Below are 19,870 nucleotides of genomic sequence, written 5' to 3' on the forward strand. Positions count from 1 at the left end.
CATATGTACGCTAAAGCGAAGTAAGGTCGAGCTCTGATCTGCCTGTAAGCAGTGTATAAATCATCCTGCCTGGCGGCAGGATGACCCGTTCACTGCGACTTCGTTAGCCTTCGCGCAGATTCATTTTTCAGAAGGCTTCGTGGCAGCGAGGAAAAAAAGCCATAGTGCTTCAAGTCGTCGCTGATATTTATCTGCCCCACCATAAAGAAGCTCGCTTTGCAGGCTGTCGACCATACTCATATAGGAAATAGTGAGCGTGCCGGCATCAAGCTGACGGTCATTCATGACCAGGGGGGAATTCGCAATTGCCGTTTTGATGATGTTTTCAAGATCATCCATGAAACTGTGCAGGGGAGCCATTACATCGGTATATAAATGAGCCGGAGGCATAAAGAGATTTCGCAGCCAGAATTCTACGGTATGGGATTTTTCATAACGTGTCTGTATATCTGTAAGATAGCCAAACAGCTGTTCATGAATAAACTCCCCACCCTTTATCATACTTTTTGTATGCTCGAGCTCCTGATCAATAATCATTGGTATGAGGCTCAGAAAAAGCTCATCTTTATTACGGAAGTGCGCGTAAATGGACGGTTTTTTTATTCCCACGTCAGCAGCGATTTCGCTCATTGATGTGGCAGCGTAGCCCTGTCTGGCAAAGCGCGACAGCGCCGCTTGCTGCAGTCGTTTTGCAGTCAATCATTCACCTCAGATCGTTCAATGTTAGAAATGCTGTCCCGCCTGCACAGGATTTACAGACAGGACAGACTGCTTGTTCTCAGCTTATCTTACACCGATTCATCGCAGACGGTGGAACCGGCATTCTCACGCGCCGCCCGATCGGCGAACCTTCGGAAAAGCAGAGCCAGCGCGCCGCATATCGTTATGGACAGAGGCATTAAACCCGGCTCCTGGGCAAAAAGCGTAACAACATAACCTACCGCGGCTGAGATCAGATACTGCAGCATGCCCATCAGGGCAGATGCCGTTCCGACCTGAGAGCCAGCGTTGTTCATCGTCAGCGCCGTCAGGTTACCAAAAATAAGGCCCAGCGCGGCAACGGACAGCGCCAGTAATCCAGCATAGACGTGAACATCAGGTGTGCCTGTTTTCACAAAAATAAATAATACCAGTGCGGCAGAGGTATGGATCAGAAGCCCGGCCAGCAGTACGGTACGGGTGCCTAAGCCTCTGCTCAACAGCATATTGCTGATGAAACCGCCCGCGATCAGACCTATCGAATTACCCGCGAAAATGTAGCTGAACTGGGCTGCGGTAAAGCCATAAAACTGCGTAAAGATAAAAGCGGAGCTGCTTATATAAACGAACAGCGCGCTCAGCACAAAACCACCAGAGATGGTGTAGGACATAAAAGCTGAATTACGCAGCTGTAAGCAATAAGACCTTACTACAGCCGCTGGTTTAATGGGGGACCGCTGCTCGATCGGCAGCGAGTCTGGCAGAATTCGGGCGGCCCATATCAGACATAGAGCACCAAGCCCGGCCAGTACCCAGAAGATAAACCGCCACCCGCCGTGTCCAAGCAGATACCCTCCGATAAGAGGCGCCAGCACAGGGCCTATCATCATAACCTGCATGAGCAGGGACAGAATCCGTGATGATTCATCCAGTGTGCACTTGTCGGCGACAATCGCGCGTGGCGTCACCAGGCCTGCAGACGCCCCGACGGCCTGAATAAATCTTGCCAGCAAAAGCCATTCCACAGAAGTTGCCACAGCGCCCAGCACTGAGCCCGCAACAAATATGGCTATACCCGTCAGAAGCGGCCCGCGGCGACCGAACCGATCGAGGAAGGGGCCATAACATCCCTGACCAATCGCCAGTCCTGCCAGAAATACCGCCAGCGTTTGCTGGATCCTGCCTGCCCCGACGTTCAGGTCAGCGGCGATGTCAGGCATACCCGGCAGATACATATCGATGGCCATCGCGTCCAGTGCCGTCAGCAGGGCCAGCAAAAGGATCAACGGCAGCCTGATATTGACAGCCGAAGAATTGACGTAATTATTCACTTAACCTCCTGAAACCGGAGACAGAAAGCAAAAAAGTGAGTGAGTGTGACAGCATTTAGAATCAACCTCTTTCAGTTCATACAACCAGTCCAGCGCCTGTACAGACACCGGAATCTCCGGCCGAACTTATAACCTACCTAACGGTAGGTAGGCAAGCTTGAGCCTCTTTTCCTGTCACTTTTAGCATTTAATGATCAATTACCCGTTAAGCCGCTAATAATTACAGATCTGCAGTCAGGACGCGCTGATATGAAATTACGTGGAGCATTAAAGTGCCCGGCTCAGGTTGAAGAAAAAGGGAAATGGATACAGGGTGCTTTCGCGGGTGTTAAACCATCTTTTGATACCAGATAGCGAAAGATGACGCCAGCGCGAAGACACCCTGTCGACGGGACCATGAGGCAGAGGTTCAGCAGTCAGTGGAAAACTGAGAAAATTTCTTTCTGCCAGGGTTGATAATCAGCCACCTGAATTTTTTTTTACATTGAGCTTAATGTTGAACTCACCGTGGCCGTACTTACTGGCAAGCGCGAAATAGAGTACAGCAAAATGCTCCTGCCCCCGCGCCGTTTCTATGCCACCGAGATCCACCTGAGATGAAGTGCTCCAGCCCAGGTCGGAAAGTAAATAAGATATTTTTTTCTTGGCATCAGCATAATTTCCGGAAAGGAAAATTGTTGTTTCTTCCCCCAGAGATGCTGGCTCAACCATAATACTTGCGGTCATGGTGCAGAATGTTTTTACAACTTTTGTGGCCGGGAATTTTTCCTGTATAAGTTCTCCACCGGAAATGTCCTGATGAATCAGAACGGTAAAATCATCATTAAAAGCGACGCCCACATCAACCAAAATTTTTCCGGCCAGCGCTTCCTCCCCTATGCTCTCCAGCGCCTCCAGCGTGTACTGGCCGGGAATAGTGCTGATAATAATCTCTGCATGGTTAACTGCACCGGTGTGATCGGTAACCGAACTGAGACTGTCGTTCAGACCGACAGGGTTTCTTGAACCATAAACGACATCGTAACCAGCTTTATGAAGAGCCTGCCCGAGCGTGCGCCCTGCATCACCGGTGCCTAATATAGCTACTTTTTTTTCTGAAAAATCCATTGTTACTCCGGATAATATCATTTCAAGTGGGATAATAATTTCAGCATTATGAGAGCAATCTGCTGCTTACATTAAGCGTTCTTAACATTGATATACGGGGAAAACGCGGCGGCTTAGGTAAAATCTTTAATGATTTAAGAGCCTCACTCTGCAATCAAAGCCTGCCTTCCGACCGTTAGGTAGTGCAGTTAAGCATAATTATACCCGCTATGCCACATAATTTTATAGGTAGATCAAGGGTAATGTTTTTCCTGTACCTCTGATGATTAATCTCCTTATATTTTTGATTTTAATGGCAGAATGCAAAATTCCACATTTCCTGCTTTTTAGACTAACCTGCCCCGCTCATTAAAACGCTTTACCTTTGCCGTCGTGGATGCGGCAGCAAGCCTTTAAAAGCGGTCCTTGAAAACTTTATAAGGCTGGTCAGTAGCATTGAAAAGTGACAAGAGTCATTTAGGCCAAACTATGTCCGTTCCTCGCTCCCAACTGAAGTCACCTCAGGTTATTTACACCAGAACGCCTCATTTCCACATCGCTGAAACGAACCCAGGACGTTTTTGACGTCTCCCCGTAAAAATCCGGGTCCCCACACCAGAAAGGCAACCTGGGCATCTGTCCCCTGACGGGATTTACCCTCAATAAAATGTCGAAGCCGATAACCGCGCAGGAAAATGGCTAACCCGGCGAAAAGGTCATATCTTTTTAAAGCGACGATTGCCGCCGGGAGCCCTGAATGAAAGCAGAGAATCTGACCTTAGCGTGCTCATTACTCGCGTGGGGCGCGCTCTATTATCTGCTGGGCTGGCTGTCACTGGTCCTTGACGGTCCGGATATCCGGACCGCCTTTATCTGGTTGCCTTCAGGGGTCGCCGTCACTGCCTTTCTGCTGACCGCTAAAAAACAGTGGCTCGCCCTGGGGCTGGTGCTGTTTATCGCCCGACTGGGACTGGGGTTAACCTTTCACCATACGTTTCACGTGTCTCTGGTGCTGGGGGTGTTTTCGCTGGCCAGCCATCTGGGGATTGCCTGGTCGGTACGTCACTTTTCCCGGGGTTACGATCGGCTGCATAAAATCGTTAACTGGACCATCGCCACGGTCGTCTTCAGCACCCTGAGCGCGCTGGCGGGCGTGGTCTGGCTCTCTTACCTCGCCGGCACCCTGCAAATGGCCTGGTTCTGGCTTGCCTGGAGCGCCAACGTTACCGGCACGCTGTTTGTCACGCCGCCGCTGATGGGCCTGCTGGCTCGGGGTGAGAAGGCGGCGCGGCCTGAGTCGCTGGCGGGGGTGTGCCTGGTGTTCGCGATCCTGCTGGCGACCCTGTTCATTTTTAGCGACGTGCCCGATCGCGACGACAACATTGCCCTCATCTACTCCCTGGCCTGTCTGCCGTTGATACTGCTCACCGCCACCACCGCCGTTTGCGGCGATCGTCTGGCGTCACTGGCGTTTATCCTCTTTAGCGCCGTGGTGATCTACGCCTCCTGGCGTGAAACCGGCCCCTTCTATTTTGCGCGCCTGACGCCTGAAGAGTCGGTTTTACTGGCGCAGTGTTACCTTTCCGCCGCCGCCCTGCTGCTGGTGTTTATTCGTGCTCAGAAAACGCACCGCGACAGCGAGGGGCATTCCCGGGGAGTGGCCTACTCCCTGGATCCTGAAACGGGCCGCCTGATGTGGGATCCGCATGCCGACCCGGCTTTCGCCGGTGCATTAGCTTCCATCGCGACCCGGGAGGCGCTGCTCTCCCGGCTGCCCGAACCGCACCAGCAGGCGCAGATGGCTGCCCGCTGGCAGGCGGTGGCGCAGGGCCAGCCGGTGGCGGAGCGCTTTCGGTTTACGCTGGCGCTTGCGGGTCACACCCCCGTAACGATAACCGAGCGAAATATGCTGCTGATGGCGGACAGGGATCGTCCGGTGATTGTCGCGTTCTGGTCTGAGGATAAGGGAAGCCTGTTTCAGCCCGCGCCGCAGGAGGAGAGTTAACGATGCTGCAGATCGCCTTTTTGCTCGCCGGGGCGGCATTTGTCCGCAAAGCGGCGCCGTTCTTTATGGTGGCGGGCCTCTTCTGGGGTGGCCTGGGGCTAGCCATTTTTATCGATGGTTTGCAGGGTGGGCTGCATTTTCCCCTGCACGTCTTTGGCCTGTTTCTGCTGCTCGACAGCCTGATCTCACTGGCGCTGGGCTCGGCGGCAAAAGGAACCCAGCGCGGGATTTTTTACTTTAAGGGCGGTCTGTTCCTGCTGATCGCCATTTTGATTTTATCGGGACGTCATGACGGAACCCTGGCGCTGGCGATCGTCTTTGGCATTGCTTACTTTATTACCGGCCTGTTCACTATCGCCTCGGCCGTGGTGGTGCGCTTTGCTCACTGGCGACGCGCCCTGCTCTCGGGTGTGGCGCAAATCCTGTTTGCCATTTTTCTGTTCCTGCCCTATCCAACGGAACATGACGGCACCGTCTCACAGTTTATCGGCATGGTCATGCTCACCGGCGGGGTGCAGTCGGTGATCCTCTCCCTGCGGATGCGGCAGATCCGTCATGGCCGCTCGGTGTTCGACATTCTCGCCCCGCAGGCGCTGATCGTCGGCCCGCGCGAGGCGTTGCCGCCAGGCGCTAAGAACGCACCGGACAATCAGCTGATCGTGCACGTCTGGACCCCGGAAGGATCGGCAAAGCAGCAAACCCTGCCGCGCCCGGTCATCAACCGCTACATTGCCGCCGTGGATGCCAACGGGGTGATATCTACCGGCCATGCGGCGCTGGAATACCCGCCCGAACTCTACATTAGCCTCTATCCGGCTGCGGAGATCGACCGGTCCCCCTCCGAATTTTTTAATCTGCTCAAGGCGGTGGAGGCGAACACCGTGGCGGGAAAATACCAACCCAACTATCGCTATGAGGCGGGGATCTGGTGCGAGTCCAACCGTAAAATCCACTTCTCCACTTTCAATGCGGCGTCGCTTAACGGTTTCTGGGCCCAGTACCGCCAGACCGAAACCTATAATCTCACCTGGCGCAACTGCTCCAGCAGCGTGGCCTATGCCCTTGAGGCGGCGCTGGACGGCGCGTTGAAAGAGCGCTGCACCCGGGGAGGCTTTCTGCGCCTGCTGTTGATCCCTGAGCTGTGGATTGCCGCACAGCTGCGTAAACGCGCCACCAATATGGCCTGGACGCCCGGGCTGGTGCTGGACTACACCCGGGCGCTGCATGCCATCGTTCATCCTGACGGGGTGTCGCTGGCTGCGCTGATTAAGAAGAAGCTGTTTACGCCTGCGGATACTGCTCGTCGGTGACTTTCTCCAGCCAGTCCACCGGGCTGCCGTCCACCGCTTCAGCGATAGCGATGTGGGTCATGGCGGTTTGTGCGCAGGCCCCATGCCAGTGTTTAACCCCTGGCGGGATCCAGGCGATATCGCCCTGATTAAGCACTTCGGCCTCTTTGCCCCACTCCTGAAGCCAGCCGCGCCCCTGGGTGACGATCAGCGTCTGACCCAGCGGATGGGTGTGCCATGCGGTGCGCGCACCCGGCTCGAAGGTGACGGTTGCGCCCCCGACTTTCGCCGGATCGGTGGCCTGAAAAGGTGCGTCGATACGCACGGTACCGGTAAACCAGGCCTCGGGACCACGTACTGACGGTAATGAACCACTGCGGATAATTTTCATGCTGACTCCTCGTTTGCTGTTGCGTTAACAGTAGCGCATGGGCGCGGCGAGGATTAGACTGCATAATCAGAAAGGAACCATGAGCCAGATTCATATATCCGGAGAGCCGCGATGCTGAAAGACAATTTCAACGATCTACTGTCATTTATGGTGGTCGCCCGGGAGCGCAGTTTTACCCGCGCCGCAGCCCAGCTCGGCGTCTCCCAGTCGGCCCTCAGCCACGCTATGCGCAACCTTGAAGCCCGGCTGGATATGCGCCTGCTTACCCGCACCACCCGCAGCGTGGCGCCTACCGAGGCGGGTGAACAGCTGTTTATGCGCCTGAGCCCGCACCTGCTTGAGATCGAGCAGGAGCTGACCGCCCTGCGCGACATGCGCGATAAACCGGCGGGTAATATCCGTATCACCGCAGGCGAGCACGCGATGAGCGCGGTGCTGTGGCCGGTGCTGAAGCCCTTTATGGTTAAGTATCCGGACATCCACGTGGAGGTCACCGTGGATAATGGTCTGACGGATATTGTTGACGGGCGTTTTGATGCCGGGGTGCGCTTAGGCGAACAGGTGGCGAAGGATATGATTGCAGTGCGCATCGCGCCGGATATGCGGATGGCGGTGGTCGGCTCTCCCGCCTATTTTGCCCGCTACGGCGAACCGCAGACCCCGGAACAGCTGGCGGAGCACTGCTGCATCAACATGCGTCTGCCGACGCGCGGCGGTCTGTATGCATGGGAGTTTACCCAGGAGGGACGGGAGATCCGCGTTCGGGTGGAGGGCCAGCTCACCCTGAATAATCTGCCCCAGCGACTGGACGCCGCTGAGGCAGGCCTGGGGCTGGCCTACGTGCCCGAAGACACGGTGCAGGAAGCCATCAGCCAGGGCCGGCTGGTGCGAGTCCTGGAAGCCTACTGTCCGGCGTTTGACGGCTACCACCTTTACTACCCCAGCCGCCGCCAGCACACTACCGCCTTTGCCTTACTGGTCGAAGCGCTGCGTCGACTCTGATCTATTTCCCGACGCGCGACATCAGGTGCTGCGGATAGCGGTCGCCGACCACGTCAATGTCTGCCAGCGTCTGGTTGATATGGCCGATGGCGTCAGGTGACAACGTCACTTCCGCCGCGCCGAGATTCTCTTCCAGCCGGTGTAGTTTCGTCGTGCCGGGGATAGGCACAATCCACGGCGCTTTTGCCAGCAGCCACGCGAGGGCGATTTGCGCAGGTGTTACGCCCTGCTCTGTTGCCAGACGTTGCACCACCGCCACCAGCTGCTGATTTGCCTGACGCGCCGCCTCGCTAAAACGCGGCACCTGGTTGCGAAAATCGCTGCTGTCAAACGTGGTCGTGGCGGTGATCGCCCCGGTCAGGAAGCCTTTCCCCAGCGGGCTGAACGGCACAAAGCCGATATTCAGCTCTTCCAGCAGCGGCAGAATGGCCTGCTCTGGCTCGCGCCACCACAGGGAATATTCGCTTTGCAGGGCGCTCACCGGGTAGACCGCGTGGGCGCGACGAATAGTCTCCACCCCGGCTTCCGAAAGGCCAAAGTGTTTGACTTTGCCTTCGGCGATGAGATCCCCAATGGTGCCCGCCACCTCTTCGATGGGCACGTCAGGATCGACACGGTGCTGATAGTAGAGATCGATAACGTCGGTTCTGAGACGCTTTAGCGACCCTTCTACTGCGGCGCGAATATGCTCCGGACGGCTGTTCAGCACCTGGCCGGGCTTATCGCAGTCGAAACCGAACTTGGTGGCAATCACCACCCTGTCGCGCACCGGGGCCAGCGCTTCGCCAACCACCTCTTCGTTAAGCCAGGGCCCGTAAATCTCTGCGGTGTCAAAGAAAGTGACGCCGTTATCCACCGCGGCACGGATCAACGCGATGGCCTGCTGTTTGTCGGTGGCCGGGCCGTAGCCAAAGCTCAGCCCCATGCAGCCCAGACCGAGCGCCGAAACCGTTAAGCCATTTTTACCCAGTTGTCGCTGTTGCATTTTTCACCTTAAGCGTTTGTCTCTGAATGCATTCACTGTAGGCAGTTTTATTTATGTCTACTACAGCAATAAACCGCTTGTGGTTATGAAATAAGCTCATCAATATCGGTGCGAAATATTTACTTCAGAACGTATCACTTTCACTCCGTTATTTTTTGCGTCGTTTATTAATTGCAGGTAGGATGCTTCGCCATGTTTTGTCTTATCCATACGCAGAATGACTGGAAAGGCAGAATATTTCCGCGCGAGAGCAATCGTTTGTATTGCAGACCGCCGGTTACGGACACCATGTTTTGATTCAGACAGGCAAACAGGTAACTCAATGAAAACAAGCAATAAAAGCGCAGCCGATCATCACGCTGCCAAACGTCGCTGGTTGAACGCCCACGAAGAGGGCTATCACAAGGCGATGGGCAACCGTCAGGTGCAGATGATCGCCATTGGCGGCGCCATCGGTACCGGGCTGTTTTTAGGTGCAGGCGCGCGTCTGCAGATGGCGGGCCCCGCCCTCGCACTGGTTTATCTTGTGTGCGGGATCTTCTCCTTCTTTATTCTGCGTGCCCTTGGCGAGCTGGTCCTGCATCGTCCGTCCAGCGGCAGCTTCGTCTCCTACGCCCGCGAGTTCCTCGGTGAAAAGGCCGCCTACGTTGCGGGCTGGATGTATTTTGTCAACTGGGCGATGACCGGGATCGTAGATATCACCGCCGTGGCCCTGTATATGCACTACTGGGGCGCGTTTGGCGACGTGCCGCAGTGGGTCTTTGCCCTGGGCGCGCTGGCGATCGTCGGCACCATGAATATGATCGGCGTGAAGTGGTTCGCCGAGATGGAGTTCTGGTTTGCGCTGGTGAAAGTGCTGGCGATTGTCATCTTCCTGGTGGTGGGTACCGTGTTCCTCGGTACCGGTAAACCGCTGGATGGCAATACAACCGGCTTCCACCTTATCACCGATAACGGCGGCTTCTTCCCGCACGGCCTGCTGCCCGCGCTGGTGCTGATCCAGGGCGTGGTCTTCGCCTTTGCCTCCATTGAGCTGGTCGGTACGGCGGCGGGTGAATGTAAAGATCCCGAGAACATGGTGCCGAAAGCGATCAACAGCGTGATCTGGCGTATCGGTCTGTTCTATGTCGGCTCCGTGGTGCTGCTGGTGCTGCTGCTGCCCTGGAACGCCTATCAGGCGGGCCAGAGTCCGTTCGTGACCTTCTTCTCGAAGCTGGGCGTGCCCTACGTGGGCAGCATCATGAACATTGTGGTGCTGACCGCCGCGCTCTCCAGCCTGAACTCCGGCCTCTACTCCACCGGACGTATCCTGCGCTCCATGTCGATGGGCGGCTCTGCGCCGAAGTTCATGTCGAAAATGAGCAAGCAGCAGGTGCCGTACGCGGGCATTCTGGCGACGCTGGTGGTCTATGTCTTTGGCGTATTCCTGAACTATCTGGTGCCGTCGCAGGTGTTTGAGATCGTCCTCAACGTCGCGGCGCTGGGGATTATCGCCTCCTGGGCCTTTATCGTGGTGTGCCAGATGCGTCTGCGCAAAGCGATCAAAGCCGGTACCGCGGCTGACGTGAGCTTCAAAATGCCGGGCGCGCCGTTCACCTCCTGGCTGACCCTACTGTTCCTGTTCAGCGTACTGGTGCTGATGGCGTTCGACTACCCGAACGGCACTTACACCATCGCCACCATTCCCCTGCTGGCAGTTCTGTTGACGGCGGGCTGGTTTGGCGTGCGTAAGCGCGTGCATGCGATCCAGAGCACCGCGCCGCAACACCCGGACGCAGACAAGCACGACGGTCCGCTGGTGGAAGAGACCTCGCGTTAACCACGTGAATTAAAAAGGGAAGGCAGATGCCTTCCCTTTTTTTTTGCCCGGCGGCGCTACGCTTGCACGGGCCTGCTGGTTGCCACCCGGCACGGCACTGAACTTACAGCGCGATACGGATCACATCATCCGGCTGGGTCGCTTCCTGCTGGCGGGTGGACTTCTGCTTCACCGTCACGTACAGGGTTTTACCGTCGGCGGAGAGCGCCAGGCTGTTCGGGAAGGTCGGGGTGTCGTGGGTTTTCGTCACTTTGTAGGTTTTCGCGTCAATAACGCTTACCTTACCCGCTTCACGGTGAGTGACGTAGGCTTCATCGCGCGCCGGGTTGAACAGCACCGCCAGCGACTCAGGCGCTGCCACTTTACTGATGATGCTACCGTCTTTCAGGGAGACAACCAGCACTTCCGGCTGTTTCGAGTCGGTGATAAATGCGCGCTGGCCCTTCACGTCGAGGCTCAGGTTCAGGTAGAAATGCTCTTTCCCGTCGTCCTGCAGCTTCTTGCGCTCAATAATTTTGTTGGTGGCAGTGTCGATGGTCACCAGCTCGCCGTCGCCGTTAGTGGTGTACAGGCGCTTCGCCTGCGCATCCAGCGCCAGGCCGGTGCTGAACTTGCCGGTGCCGGTGATGGTCTCTTTCAGCTTCAGCGTTTCGCCATCCACTACCCAAATCACGCTCTCTTTACCGATACCGGTAATGTAGACGCTGTTGGTGGTGTCATCGGCCACCAGCTCGCGCGGCTGCAGCGGTTTAACCGTTTCGCTGCGCTTGCGGTCGTCGAGCACCAGACGGCCCTTCACGTCACCGGTTTTAGCGTCAATGGCGGTCACCGCGCTGTTAGTGGTGTTGCCAAACCACAGCGTCTGAGTGGCAGTGTTGATGGTGGCGCCAAACGGTTTCAGATCGCTATGAATCGCCTGCGTCACTTCCAGCGTCAGCGGATCGAGGCGGTAAACCACCCCACCTTTATCCGTTTTGCGGCTCTGGGTGGTGGCAACCCACAGCGCATTTTCTTGCTGGCTGACGGCCATCTCATACGCGCCTTTACCAACCGCTTTACGCAGCATCTCTTCTGCGGCATGAACATTAAAGGTTCCGGCTACCAGCAAAGAACCCAACAGCAGTGAGCCACGCAGACGCGGCGAGCACAGGTGACGTAAATTCATAACAACTCCCTTTTAGGTAAATGGTATCGCTGACATCGCTTCCGGCTGGCAAAGTCATCGCTTCGCCTGGTTATTGATGAGAATAGTAATCATTATTTATCTCAATGTGGAGTAATTCTTGATCGCATCAAGCCTGTTCGCTGATTTAACCTACACTTTGGTTAACGCTATGTGCGGTTTTGGTTTTCAAAATATTTACAAAAGATTTACCATAGCCGCACATGTTCCATTTGGTTCGTCATTCCCTTAACCGGTTCTTTATCCATGAAAATCTTTTCTGCCCGCAGGGCAACGCTTCCCCTGCTGTTGGTTCCTGTCGTTTTTGCTCCAGTCGCAGCAATGGCGGCCGACGAACAGACGATGACCGTCAGCGCGTCACCGCAGTCTCTCTCAGAGTTAGATACTCCCGCCGCGGTCAGCGTGGTCAATGGCGAAGATATGCGCCAGGCGACGCCGCGCATTAACCTCTCTGAGTCCCTTGGCAGCGTGCCGGGATTACAGATTCAGAACCGGCAGAACTACGCCCAGGATCTCCAGCTCTCGACCCGAGGTTTTGGCGCCCGCTCCACCTTTGGGGTGCGCGGCATTCGCCTCTACGTGGACGGCATCCCGGCAACCATGCCGGACGGCCAAGGGCAAACCTCAAACATCGATCTCAACAGCATCGAGAGCGTGGAGGTGCTGCGCGGGCCGTTTTCCGCCCTGTATGGCAACGCCTCCGGCGGCGTGCTTAACATGACCACCGAAACCGGACGTCAGCCGAACACCGTCGAGGCCAGCAGCTATTACGGCAGCTTCGGCACCTGGCGCTACGGCATGAAGGCCACCGGCGCGATGGGCGACGGCACCCAGCCGGGGGATGTGGATTACACCGTCTCCACCACCCGCTTCACCACCCACGGCTACCGCGATCACAGCGGCGCACGGAAAAATCTCGCCAACGCCAAACTGGGCGTGCGCATCGACGATGCCAGCAAGCTGAGCCTGATTTTCAACAGCGTGGATATAAAAGCCAACGATCCCGGCGGGCTGGACTATCAGGAGTGGCGGGACAACCCGCGCCAGTCGCCGCGCGGGGATCAGTACAACACCCGCAAAACCATCAAGCAGACCCAGGCTGGCCTGCGCTATGAGCGCCAGCTTAGCGAGCAGGACGACCTCAGCGTGATGGCTTACGCGGGTGAACGTGAGATGACCCAGTACCAGTCGATCCCGTACCAGCCGCAGCTCAGAGCCACCCACTCCGGCGGCGTGATCGACATGCAGCGCCACTATCAGGGGATCGACACCCGCTGGACCCACCGCGGGGAGCTGCTGGTGCCGATGACCTTTACCACCGGCCTGAACTACGAAAACATGAGCGAAGATCGTCGCGGCTATGAAAACTTCGTGATGAATAATGGGGTGCCGGACTACGGCGTCAAAGGGGCGAAACGCCGCGATGAACGCAACCTGATGTGGAACGTCGACCCTTACCTGCAAACTAACTGGCAGCTGACGCAGAAGCTCTCCCTCGACGCGGGCGTGCGCTACAGCTCGGTGTGGTTCGACTCGAACGACCACTACGTACAGGGCGCTAACGGCGATGACAGCGGGGACGCCAGCTATCACAAATGGCTCCCGGCAGGCGCGCTGAAGTACCGCGTGACCGACGCCTGGAACCTGTATGCCGCCGCGGGTCGCGGTTTTGAGACGCCAACTATCAACGAACTCTCCTACCGTTCTGACAACCAGAGCGGCCTGAACTTCGGCCTGAAGCCGTCCACCAACAATACGTATGAAGTGGGGAGTAAAACGCGCATCGGCAACGGCCTGTTCACCGCGGCGCTGTTCCGCACCGATACTGACGATGAGATCGTGGTCGATGCCAGCGCGGGCGGACGCACCAGCTATAAAAACGCCGGTAAGACCCGCCGCCAGGGCGTGGAGCTCTCCCTGGATCAGCAATTCGCTGAAAACTGGAAGCTGAAAATGGCGTGGACGTATCTGGATGCCACCTACCGCACCAACGTCTGTGGCGACGCCGACTGTAACGGTAACCGGATGCCGGGCATTGCGCGCAACATGGGCTATGCCTCGTTTGGCTGGCAGCCCGTCGAAGGCTGGTATGCAGGCTCGGACGTGCGCTACATGAGCGACATCATGGCCGACGACGAAAACAGTGCCAAAGCGCCGTCCTACACGGTTGTGGGCCTGAACACCGGCTATAAGCTCAACTATGGCAACTGGGGCATGGACATCTTTGGTCGCGTGGATAACCTGTTCGACAAAGAGTACGTCGGCTCGGTTATCGTTAACGAATCGAATGGTCGCTACTACGAACCGGCGCCGGGGCGTAACTACGGGGTGGGCCTCTCCGTCTCGTATCGCTTCGAGTAATACGGAACCGGCAGCCTGAGCTGCCGGTTTTTTTTACGCCGTCTGCGCCTGCTGCTCCAGGCGGAACGCCGCCACCAGCGACTCCAGCAGACGAGCCTGATCTTCCAGCGCTCCGGCCGCCGTCGAGGATGCCCCCACCAGCGAGGCGTTTTGCTGGGTGGTGGTATCCAGCTCCATCACCGCCCGGGAAATCTGCTCGATACCGCGGCTCTGCTCTTCCGATGCCGATGAAATCTCGCCCATGATGTCATTCACGCGGGTGACGGAGTCCACCACCTGTTCCATGGTCTGCCCGGCTTTCGCCACCAGGTCGCTCCCGGTGGAGATGCGGGAGACCGACTCGCTGATCAGCTGTTCGATATCTTTTGCCGCCTGCGAGCTGCGCTGGGAGAGACTGCGCACTTCGCTGGCCACCACCGCAAAGCCCCGTCCCTGCTCCCCCGCCCGCGCCGCTTCGACGGCGGCGTTCAGCGCCAGGATATTGGTCTGGAAGGCGATGCTGTTGATGACCGCCGTGATATCGGCGATTTTCTGCGAGCTGGTGTTAATGTCGCTCATGGTGGTGACCACATCGCGCATCACCCGACCGCCCTGGGTAGCGGTTTGCGAAGCCTCTGCCGCCAGCTGGCTGGCATGACGGGCGTTATCGGCGTTGTTTTTCACCGTGGCGGTAAGCTCCTCCATGCTGGCGGCGGTCTGCACCACCGCCGCGGCCTGCTGCTCGGTACGCGATGAGAGATCGGTATTGCCTTCGGCAATTTCGCTGGCGGCAAGCGACACCTGCGTCACGCTGCTGCGCACCTCGCCAATCATCAGGCGCAGTTTGTCGTTCATCCGGCCCATTGCCCCGGTCAGTTTGCCCAGTTCATCTTCCCCCTGCGGGCGAATATCGGAACTGAGATCGCCGCTGGCGATACGTTCGGCCAGCTGCAGGTTATGTTTCACCGGCCGGGTGATCTGGCGGGTAACCCACCATGAGACGAGAATTCCAAAGAGGATCGCCGCCACGCCAATAATGGCGGTGATGGTGCTGGAGCTGTTGGCCAGCGAGTCGTTGTGGGTTTTGACCAGGGCGATGATGTCCCGGATAGAGGCGCTGCTGTCGTCGCCAGCGGTTTTGACTTTCTCTTCTGCCGCTTTCAGAGCCGCGGTGGCCGCCGGATCGTTTTTATCTGCATTCCACGCCGTCATCGCGACCTGCATCTCGCTTACGCTGCTGCCAAAACGGGCAAGGTGTCCGGCAATCGCATCGACAATGGCCTTCTCTTTTGCTGTCCACTCAAGCCCACGGGCCTCTTCGGTCAGTTCAGCGGCGTGTTTGACGTAATTCGCCATCAGCTGGCCGGACTTTTCGTCACCGTTATAGAGAAATTTAAGACGGTTGATCTTGGCCTGGAAGACCTCGATGTTGATGTTGTAGATCAGGTTGGTTTGCTGGTAAACGTCGCGAATCTCTTTGAAGCGCATCACGCTGAGCAGGGTCGATACCGCCACCAGCAGTAACACCAGACCAAAACCTGTCGCGAGCTTTCTGCTCATTTTTATATTACGTAATCGTTGACTGACACTCATTCCTGGCTCCTTAAAAGGCGACTGTGCCTTTTAAGGTTATCGGCAGCGTTCAGGGTTATTTCATAGTTAAGCTGGTCTTATCAGTAGGATAAAAAATAGCCTTTTCCGACGGTGCATTGTCCGTCGGAAAATAGAGACAGAGTGATATTCAGCGATATTACCGCTTCGCTTGTTTATATCATGGCTGGTTTACAAACTGTCTGATCAATACCTCATTCGCCTCGTCGATCACTTTATCGATGGCTAAACGGCTGGCTTCCTGATCGCGCTTTTCAAGGGCACTAAGCAGTTCATCGTAGCGATAAGAGCGGCACGGCAGGACAAGGTCCGGATCGTACAGACAGTTAAAACAGGGGCCGATGCGCACCCACAGCTGTTCGATAAGCGACGTCAGGGTGGGCATTTCGGCATAGTGATAGAGCGTGAAGCGAAAGGCCCGGTTGGTGTGAAGCGCGCGCTCCACTTCACCATTGCTCATCGCATCATGGAATTTGTCGGAGAGATCGCGCAGCGTCTCTAGTTTTTTGTCGGACATCAGATTGCACGCTGCCGCAACGGCCATGCACTCCAGCTCCTTACGGATGGCATTCACTTCTTTGTAACGCTCGAGCGTCACGTCCGGCACCAGAAAGGCCTGCGCCGGGGTAGCGTGAAGCGCGCCTGCGGAGACCAGCCGCAGCAGCGCTTCACGAACAGGAGTAATACTGGTACCGAGTTTATCCGCAATCTCTTTAGTGACGAGCCGTGCTCCTGGCTTCAGCGCCCCGGCAATCAGCGCGCTTTTCAGACTTACTTCAACCTGCATCGTCAGGCTCATTCGTTGAGCTTTTTCTAAATTATCCAAATCCAGCATGTTCTATTCCTGTTACCCAAACTTAACTAAATTCCACAGCCGGTTAAATACGGACCGCTGAGTATTTGATATATCCTGTATCTGCATGCCTGATTTACGTCAAAAGAAAGCCATCAATCAAAACGAAAATTGATTGATAAAATTAAACACTCCGTTTCGTCTACAGCGTTAAGATATTTCTATGGCTATATAATTAAAGACGTTATTTCAAATTTTGCACAATTTAGTATGGCGGAATAATCCGCCATAACAGGTATTATTCGTTAGTGTTCGCGACGCGTATCACGACTTTGCCGAAGTTTTTTCCCTCCAGCAGACCGATCAGCGTATCTGGCGCATTTTCCAGGCCATCCGTAACCTGTTCGCGGTAATGGATCTTGCCCTCTTTGACCCAGCCCCCCATCTCCTGCTGAAACTCTTCAATGCGGTGGCCGTAATCCTGGTTAATGATAAAGCCCTGCATACGGATGCGCTTTTTCAGGATAGTGCCCATCAGCAACCCAAGGCGATCCGGTCCTGGCGGCAGGTCGGTGGCGTTGTATCCACTCACCAGCCCGCAGACCGGCACGCGTGCCTGGGTATTCAGCAGCGGCAGCACGGCGTCAAACACCTTACCGCCGACGTTTTCGTAATAGATATCTATGCCCTGCGGGCAAGCCTGTTTGAGCTGTTCGGCAAAGTCGTCAGCGTGGTGATCCAGACACTGGTCAAAACCCAGTACCTCCGTGGCGTGGCGGCACTTCTCTGCCCCACCGGCAACGCCAACCACCCGGCAGCCTTTCAGCTTGCCAATCTGCCCGACGGTCGATCCCACCGGCCCGGTCGCCGCGGCCACCACCAGCGTCTCATCCTCTTTGGGCTGACCGATATCCAGCAGCCCCATATAGGCGGTAAAGCCGGGCATTCCCAGCACGCCCAGCGCCCAGGAGGGGTGCTCCGGGTTCTCACCCAGTTTGACCAGCCCGCTGCCGTCGGAGAGTTCATACTCCTGCCAGCCGCTGTAGCCGAGTACCCATTCGCCAGGCTGATAGTCAGGATGATTCGACGATTCGACGCGGCTGACGGTACCCCCCACCATCACGGCCCCAAGCTCCACCGGCGGCGAGTAGGACGGCTCGTCGCTCATGCGACCGCGCATATAGGGGTCGAGAGAGAGCCACATCGTGCGCAGCAGAAGCTGGCCGTCGGCTGGCTGTGGAATGTCGGTGGTCTCTAAGCGAAAGTTATCAGCGGTGGGTGCGCCGTGGGGACGGGAAGCCAGAATCCATTGACGATTCTGCGTTGAAGATTGACTCATACCTCACTCCTCTTTATGGAAACGTCCTTAGAGACTAGCTTCATCTTCCTCTGTCCGCTTTGACATTATGAGCCAGACTGGTTAAGCCTGACGACCAGATAGACGCACGGCTCGCCGCTTTCGTTAATAAAGCGGCAGTCGTTCGGCGGGCCTAACTCCAGGCAATCCCCGGCCCGCATTTCATGGCGGGTATCCCCCTCCTGAAACACCAGCTCCCCCGACTGCAGCCAGATGAGCTGGCGCGCCAGGGCGTAAGAGGAAGCAGGCATCGGCACATCGCTCCCGCCGGGCAGTTCCACCTGCACCAGATCGATAGGCAGATCGGTACGCGGCGAAACGTGGCGCCGCAAATAGTGTGTCTGAGGGTCACGCCAGACGGGCTGGTTTTCAAAGCGCAGCAGCTTGCCTTCCTGCATCTCAGCGCGGGCAATAAGCGTAGACATGCTGATCCCAAAAGCGCCTGAGAGACGGGCCAGCAGAGTAGCGGTTGGGCTGCTGTCGGCGCGTTCGATTTTATGGATCATCGCCCGCGACACCCCCGCCCGCCCGGCAAGCTCGCTCAGGGACCAACCGCGAGACTCACGCTCAAGGCGAATGCGTGCGCTGATCCGTTGATTCATATTGTCCGACGTATTGTTCATCACGTCATACTATAGTGAAAGTAATGGATTACAACGGGCTTTTTTCATAACTAAAAGATATGAGTTATGCCGTAGCGTTTCCAGTGTCTGTTTGTGTAATATCGTGTCAAGACGTACTACTATAGTGAACAACACAGACTGAGGTTTCAGATGCTTATTCGTCACGCCAGCAAAGAGGATTGCGCCGCTATCGGCGAAATTTATAACCACGCCGTGTTGCACACCGCCGCCATCTGGAATGATACCACCGTGGACACCGATAACCGCATCGCCTGGTTCGAAGCGCGTCAGCTGATGGGGTATCCGGTGCTGGTGAGCGAGCATGACGGCGTGGTGACTGGCTATGCCTCTTTTGGCGACTGGCGCGCCTTCGACGGTTTCCGTCACACGGTTGAGCATTCGGTGTACGTGCATCCGGATCATCAGGGCAAAGGCATTGGTCGGGCGCTGATGAAGCAGCTGATCGTTGAGGCCAGGGACATCGGTAAACACGTGATGGTGGCCGGGATCGAAGCGCAGAATCAAGCCTCCATTCATCTGCATGAAACCCTGGGCTTTGTCACGACCGGTAAGATGCCGCAGGTGGGCACCAAGTTTGGCCGCTGGCTGGACCTGACCTTTATGCAGCTGCAGCTCGATGAGCGCAGCGAACCGGATAATCTCGGATGAATCAGTCCCTGACGCTGGTGTTCCTGGTTGCGGCGGGCATCGGTCTGGTGGTGCAGAACACCCTGATGGTCCGCATCACCCAGACCTCAAGCACCATTCTTATCGCCATGCTGCTCAACTCACTGGTGGGGATTGTGCTGTTTGTCTCGATTTTGCTGATTAAAAACGGTGTCGCCGGGTTCAGCGAGCTGGTCCACACGGTGCGCTGGTGGACCTTAATTCCCGGCCTGCTGGGTTCGTTTTTTGTCTTTGCCAGCATCAGCGGCTATCAGTACGTTGGGGCCGCGACCACTATCGCGGTGCTGGTCGCCAGCCAGTTGATTGGCGGGCTGGTGATGGATGTGGTGCGCAGCCAGGGGGTGCCGCTAAAGGCCCTGATCGGCCCGGTGTGCGGGGCGGTACTGCTGGTGATTGGCGCCTGGCTGGTGGCGAGACGCCAGTTCTGACTTACAGGATCACCCCGCCTTTGGTCAGGCTCTCATGGCGGGCTTCCTGGTCTTCTCTGTACTGTTTCCCGTGATGGGCAATGGCGTTGCGCAGGCGCTGCTGCTGGGCATAGCGATCTTCACGGCTCAGTTCCGTATCCTCGCTTAAGGCGATCAGCAGTTCGTTCATATGCGCAATCACGCTTTCGGCAATCACCGCATCAACACGGGCGATAACGTCCTCTAAATGTGACATGGTCAC

At 56.6% G+C, this 19,870-nt stretch carries 18 protein-coding genes; 7 read left to right on the forward strand and 11 right to left on the reverse strand.

Translation table 11 applies throughout. The features are described from left to right. Window positions 1-120: 120 nt before the first annotated feature. The 3 genes from MXM41_RS02170 to MXM41_RS02180 all read right to left on the reverse strand — a co-directional run bounded on the left by MXM41_RS02170 (window position 121) and on the right by MXM41_RS02180 (window position 3,137). On the reverse strand, window positions 121-699 hold the full coding sequence (locus MXM41_RS02170) for a helix-turn-helix domain-containing protein (RefSeq protein ID WP_325929626.1): 579 nt from the start codon (window positions 697-699) through the stop codon (window positions 121-123). A gap of 89 nt (window positions 700-788) precedes the next feature. Beyond that, window positions 789-2,030: a multidrug effflux MFS transporter gene (locus MXM41_RS02175; protein ID WP_325929628.1), complete on the reverse strand. Its 1,242-nt coding sequence runs from the start codon at window positions 2,028-2,030 to the stop codon at window positions 789-791. Window positions 2,031-2,489: 459 nt separating this feature from the next. Then, window positions 2,490-3,137 carry an NADPH-dependent F420 reductase gene (locus tag MXM41_RS02180; protein ID WP_325929630.1) on the reverse strand — a complete coding sequence of 216 codons (648 nt, stop codon included), beginning with the start codon at window positions 3,135-3,137 and terminating at the stop codon, window positions 2,490-2,492. 736 nt (window positions 3,138-3,873) lie between these two features. On the opposite strand from MXM41_RS02180, the gene MXM41_RS02185 reads away from it, so the two are divergent. Both MXM41_RS02185 and MXM41_RS02190 read left to right on the forward strand, forming a co-directional pair. Beyond that, window positions 3,874-5,121 (forward strand): MASE1 domain-containing protein, encoded by a 1,248-nt coding sequence (locus MXM41_RS02185; RefSeq protein WP_325929631.1) that lies wholly within the window; start codon window positions 3,874-3,876, stop codon window positions 5,119-5,121. Window positions 5,122-5,123: 2 nt separating this feature from the next. Then, on the forward strand, window positions 5,124-6,431 hold the full coding sequence (locus MXM41_RS02190; RefSeq protein ID WP_325929632.1) for an MFS transporter: 1,308 nt from the start codon (window positions 5,124-5,126) through the stop codon (window positions 6,429-6,431). Here MXM41_RS02190 and MXM41_RS02195 read toward each other — a convergent pair. Then, window positions 6,403-6,801 carry a cupin domain-containing protein gene (locus MXM41_RS02195; protein ID WP_325929633.1) on the reverse strand — a complete coding sequence of 133 codons (399 nt, stop codon included), beginning with the start codon at window positions 6,799-6,801 and terminating at the stop codon, window positions 6,403-6,405. The two genes, MXM41_RS02190 and MXM41_RS02195, sit on opposite strands and share 29 nt — an antisense overlap. Window positions 6,802-6,912: 111 nt before the next feature. Here MXM41_RS02195 and MXM41_RS02200 point away from each other — a divergent pair, with 111 nt between their 5' ends. After that, window positions 6,913-7,803 (forward strand): LysR family transcriptional regulator, encoded by an 891-nt coding sequence (locus MXM41_RS02200; protein WP_325929635.1) that lies wholly within the window; start codon window positions 6,913-6,915, stop codon window positions 7,801-7,803. A 1-nt stretch (window position 7,804) separates the two neighbouring features. Here MXM41_RS02200 and MXM41_RS02205 read toward each other — a convergent pair whose 3' ends face one another. Beyond that, window positions 7,805-8,788, reverse strand: coding sequence for an aldo/keto reductase (locus MXM41_RS02205; RefSeq protein ID WP_325929636.1), 984 nt, complete (start codon window positions 8,786-8,788; stop codon window positions 7,805-7,807). 322 nt (window positions 8,789-9,110) lie between these two features. On the opposite strand from MXM41_RS02205, the gene ansP reads away from it, so the two are divergent. Continuing rightward, window positions 9,111-10,607 carry an L-asparagine permease gene (gene ansP, locus MXM41_RS02210; RefSeq protein WP_325929638.1) on the forward strand — a complete coding sequence of 499 codons (1,497 nt, stop codon included), beginning with the start codon at window positions 9,111-9,113 and terminating at the stop codon, window positions 10,605-10,607. 103 nt (window positions 10,608-10,710) lie between these two features. Here ansP and MXM41_RS02215 read toward each other — a convergent pair whose 3' ends face one another. Further along, window positions 10,711-11,772 carry a YncE family protein gene (locus tag MXM41_RS02215; RefSeq protein ID WP_325929640.1) on the reverse strand — a complete coding sequence of 354 codons (1,062 nt, stop codon included), beginning with the start codon at window positions 11,770-11,772 and terminating at the stop codon, window positions 10,711-10,713. A 264-nt stretch (window positions 11,773-12,036) separates the two neighbouring features. Between MXM41_RS02215 and pqqU the strand changes: the two genes are divergently transcribed. Beyond that, window positions 12,037-14,151: a TonB-dependent receptor PqqU gene (pqqU, locus tag MXM41_RS02220; RefSeq protein ID WP_325929642.1), complete on the forward strand. Its 2,115-nt coding sequence runs from the start codon at window positions 12,037-12,039 to the stop codon at window positions 14,149-14,151. A gap of 33 nt (window positions 14,152-14,184) precedes the next feature. Here the strand turns inward: pqqU and MXM41_RS02225 are convergent, their stop codons facing one another. From MXM41_RS02225 to MXM41_RS02240, 4 genes are all read right to left on the reverse strand, one after another. Further along, window positions 14,185-15,723: a methyl-accepting chemotaxis protein gene (locus tag MXM41_RS02225; RefSeq protein ID WP_325929644.1), complete on the reverse strand. Its 1,539-nt coding sequence runs from the start codon at window positions 15,721-15,723 to the stop codon at window positions 14,185-14,187. A gap of 178 nt (window positions 15,724-15,901) precedes the next feature. Continuing rightward, window positions 15,902-16,576, reverse strand: coding sequence for a GntR family transcriptional regulator (locus MXM41_RS02230; RefSeq protein WP_325929645.1), 675 nt, complete (start codon window positions 16,574-16,576; stop codon window positions 15,902-15,904). A gap of 256 nt (window positions 16,577-16,832) precedes the next feature. Then, on the reverse strand, window positions 16,833-17,873 hold the full coding sequence (locus tag MXM41_RS02235; protein WP_325929646.1) for an NADP-dependent oxidoreductase: 1,041 nt from the start codon (window positions 17,871-17,873) through the stop codon (window positions 16,833-16,835). 65 nt (window positions 17,874-17,938) lie between these two features. Next, a complete protein-coding gene (locus tag MXM41_RS02240) occupies window positions 17,939-18,514 on the reverse strand; it encodes a helix-turn-helix domain-containing protein (protein WP_325929647.1) in 576 nt (191 codons plus the stop codon). 150 nt (window positions 18,515-18,664) lie between these two features. Here MXM41_RS02240 and MXM41_RS02245 point away from each other — a divergent pair, with 150 nt between their 5' ends. Together MXM41_RS02245 and MXM41_RS02250 are read left to right on the forward strand one after the other, a co-directional pair. Continuing rightward, window positions 18,665-19,183, forward strand: a complete 519-nt coding sequence (locus MXM41_RS02245; RefSeq protein WP_325929648.1) for a GNAT family N-acetyltransferase — start codon at window positions 18,665-18,667, stop codon at window positions 19,181-19,183. Continuing rightward, window positions 19,180-19,629, forward strand: a complete 450-nt coding sequence (locus tag MXM41_RS02250; RefSeq protein ID WP_325929650.1) for a DMT family transporter — start codon at window positions 19,180-19,182, stop codon at window positions 19,627-19,629. Before MXM41_RS02245 ends, MXM41_RS02250 begins: the two co-directional genes overlap by 4 nt. A gap of 1 nt (window position 19,630) precedes the next feature. Here the strand turns inward: MXM41_RS02250 and MXM41_RS02255 are convergent, their stop codons facing one another. After that, entirely contained in the window at window positions 19,631-19,864 is a 234-nt protein-coding gene (locus MXM41_RS02255) for a YdcY family protein (protein ID WP_325929652.1), read from the reverse strand. Window positions 19,865-19,870: the final 6 nt, after the last annotated feature.

Source organism: Leclercia adecarboxylata (assembly GCF_035787115.1).
Lineage (GTDB): Bacteria > Pseudomonadota > Gammaproteobacteria > Enterobacterales > Enterobacteriaceae > Enterobacter > Enterobacter adecarboxylatus_E.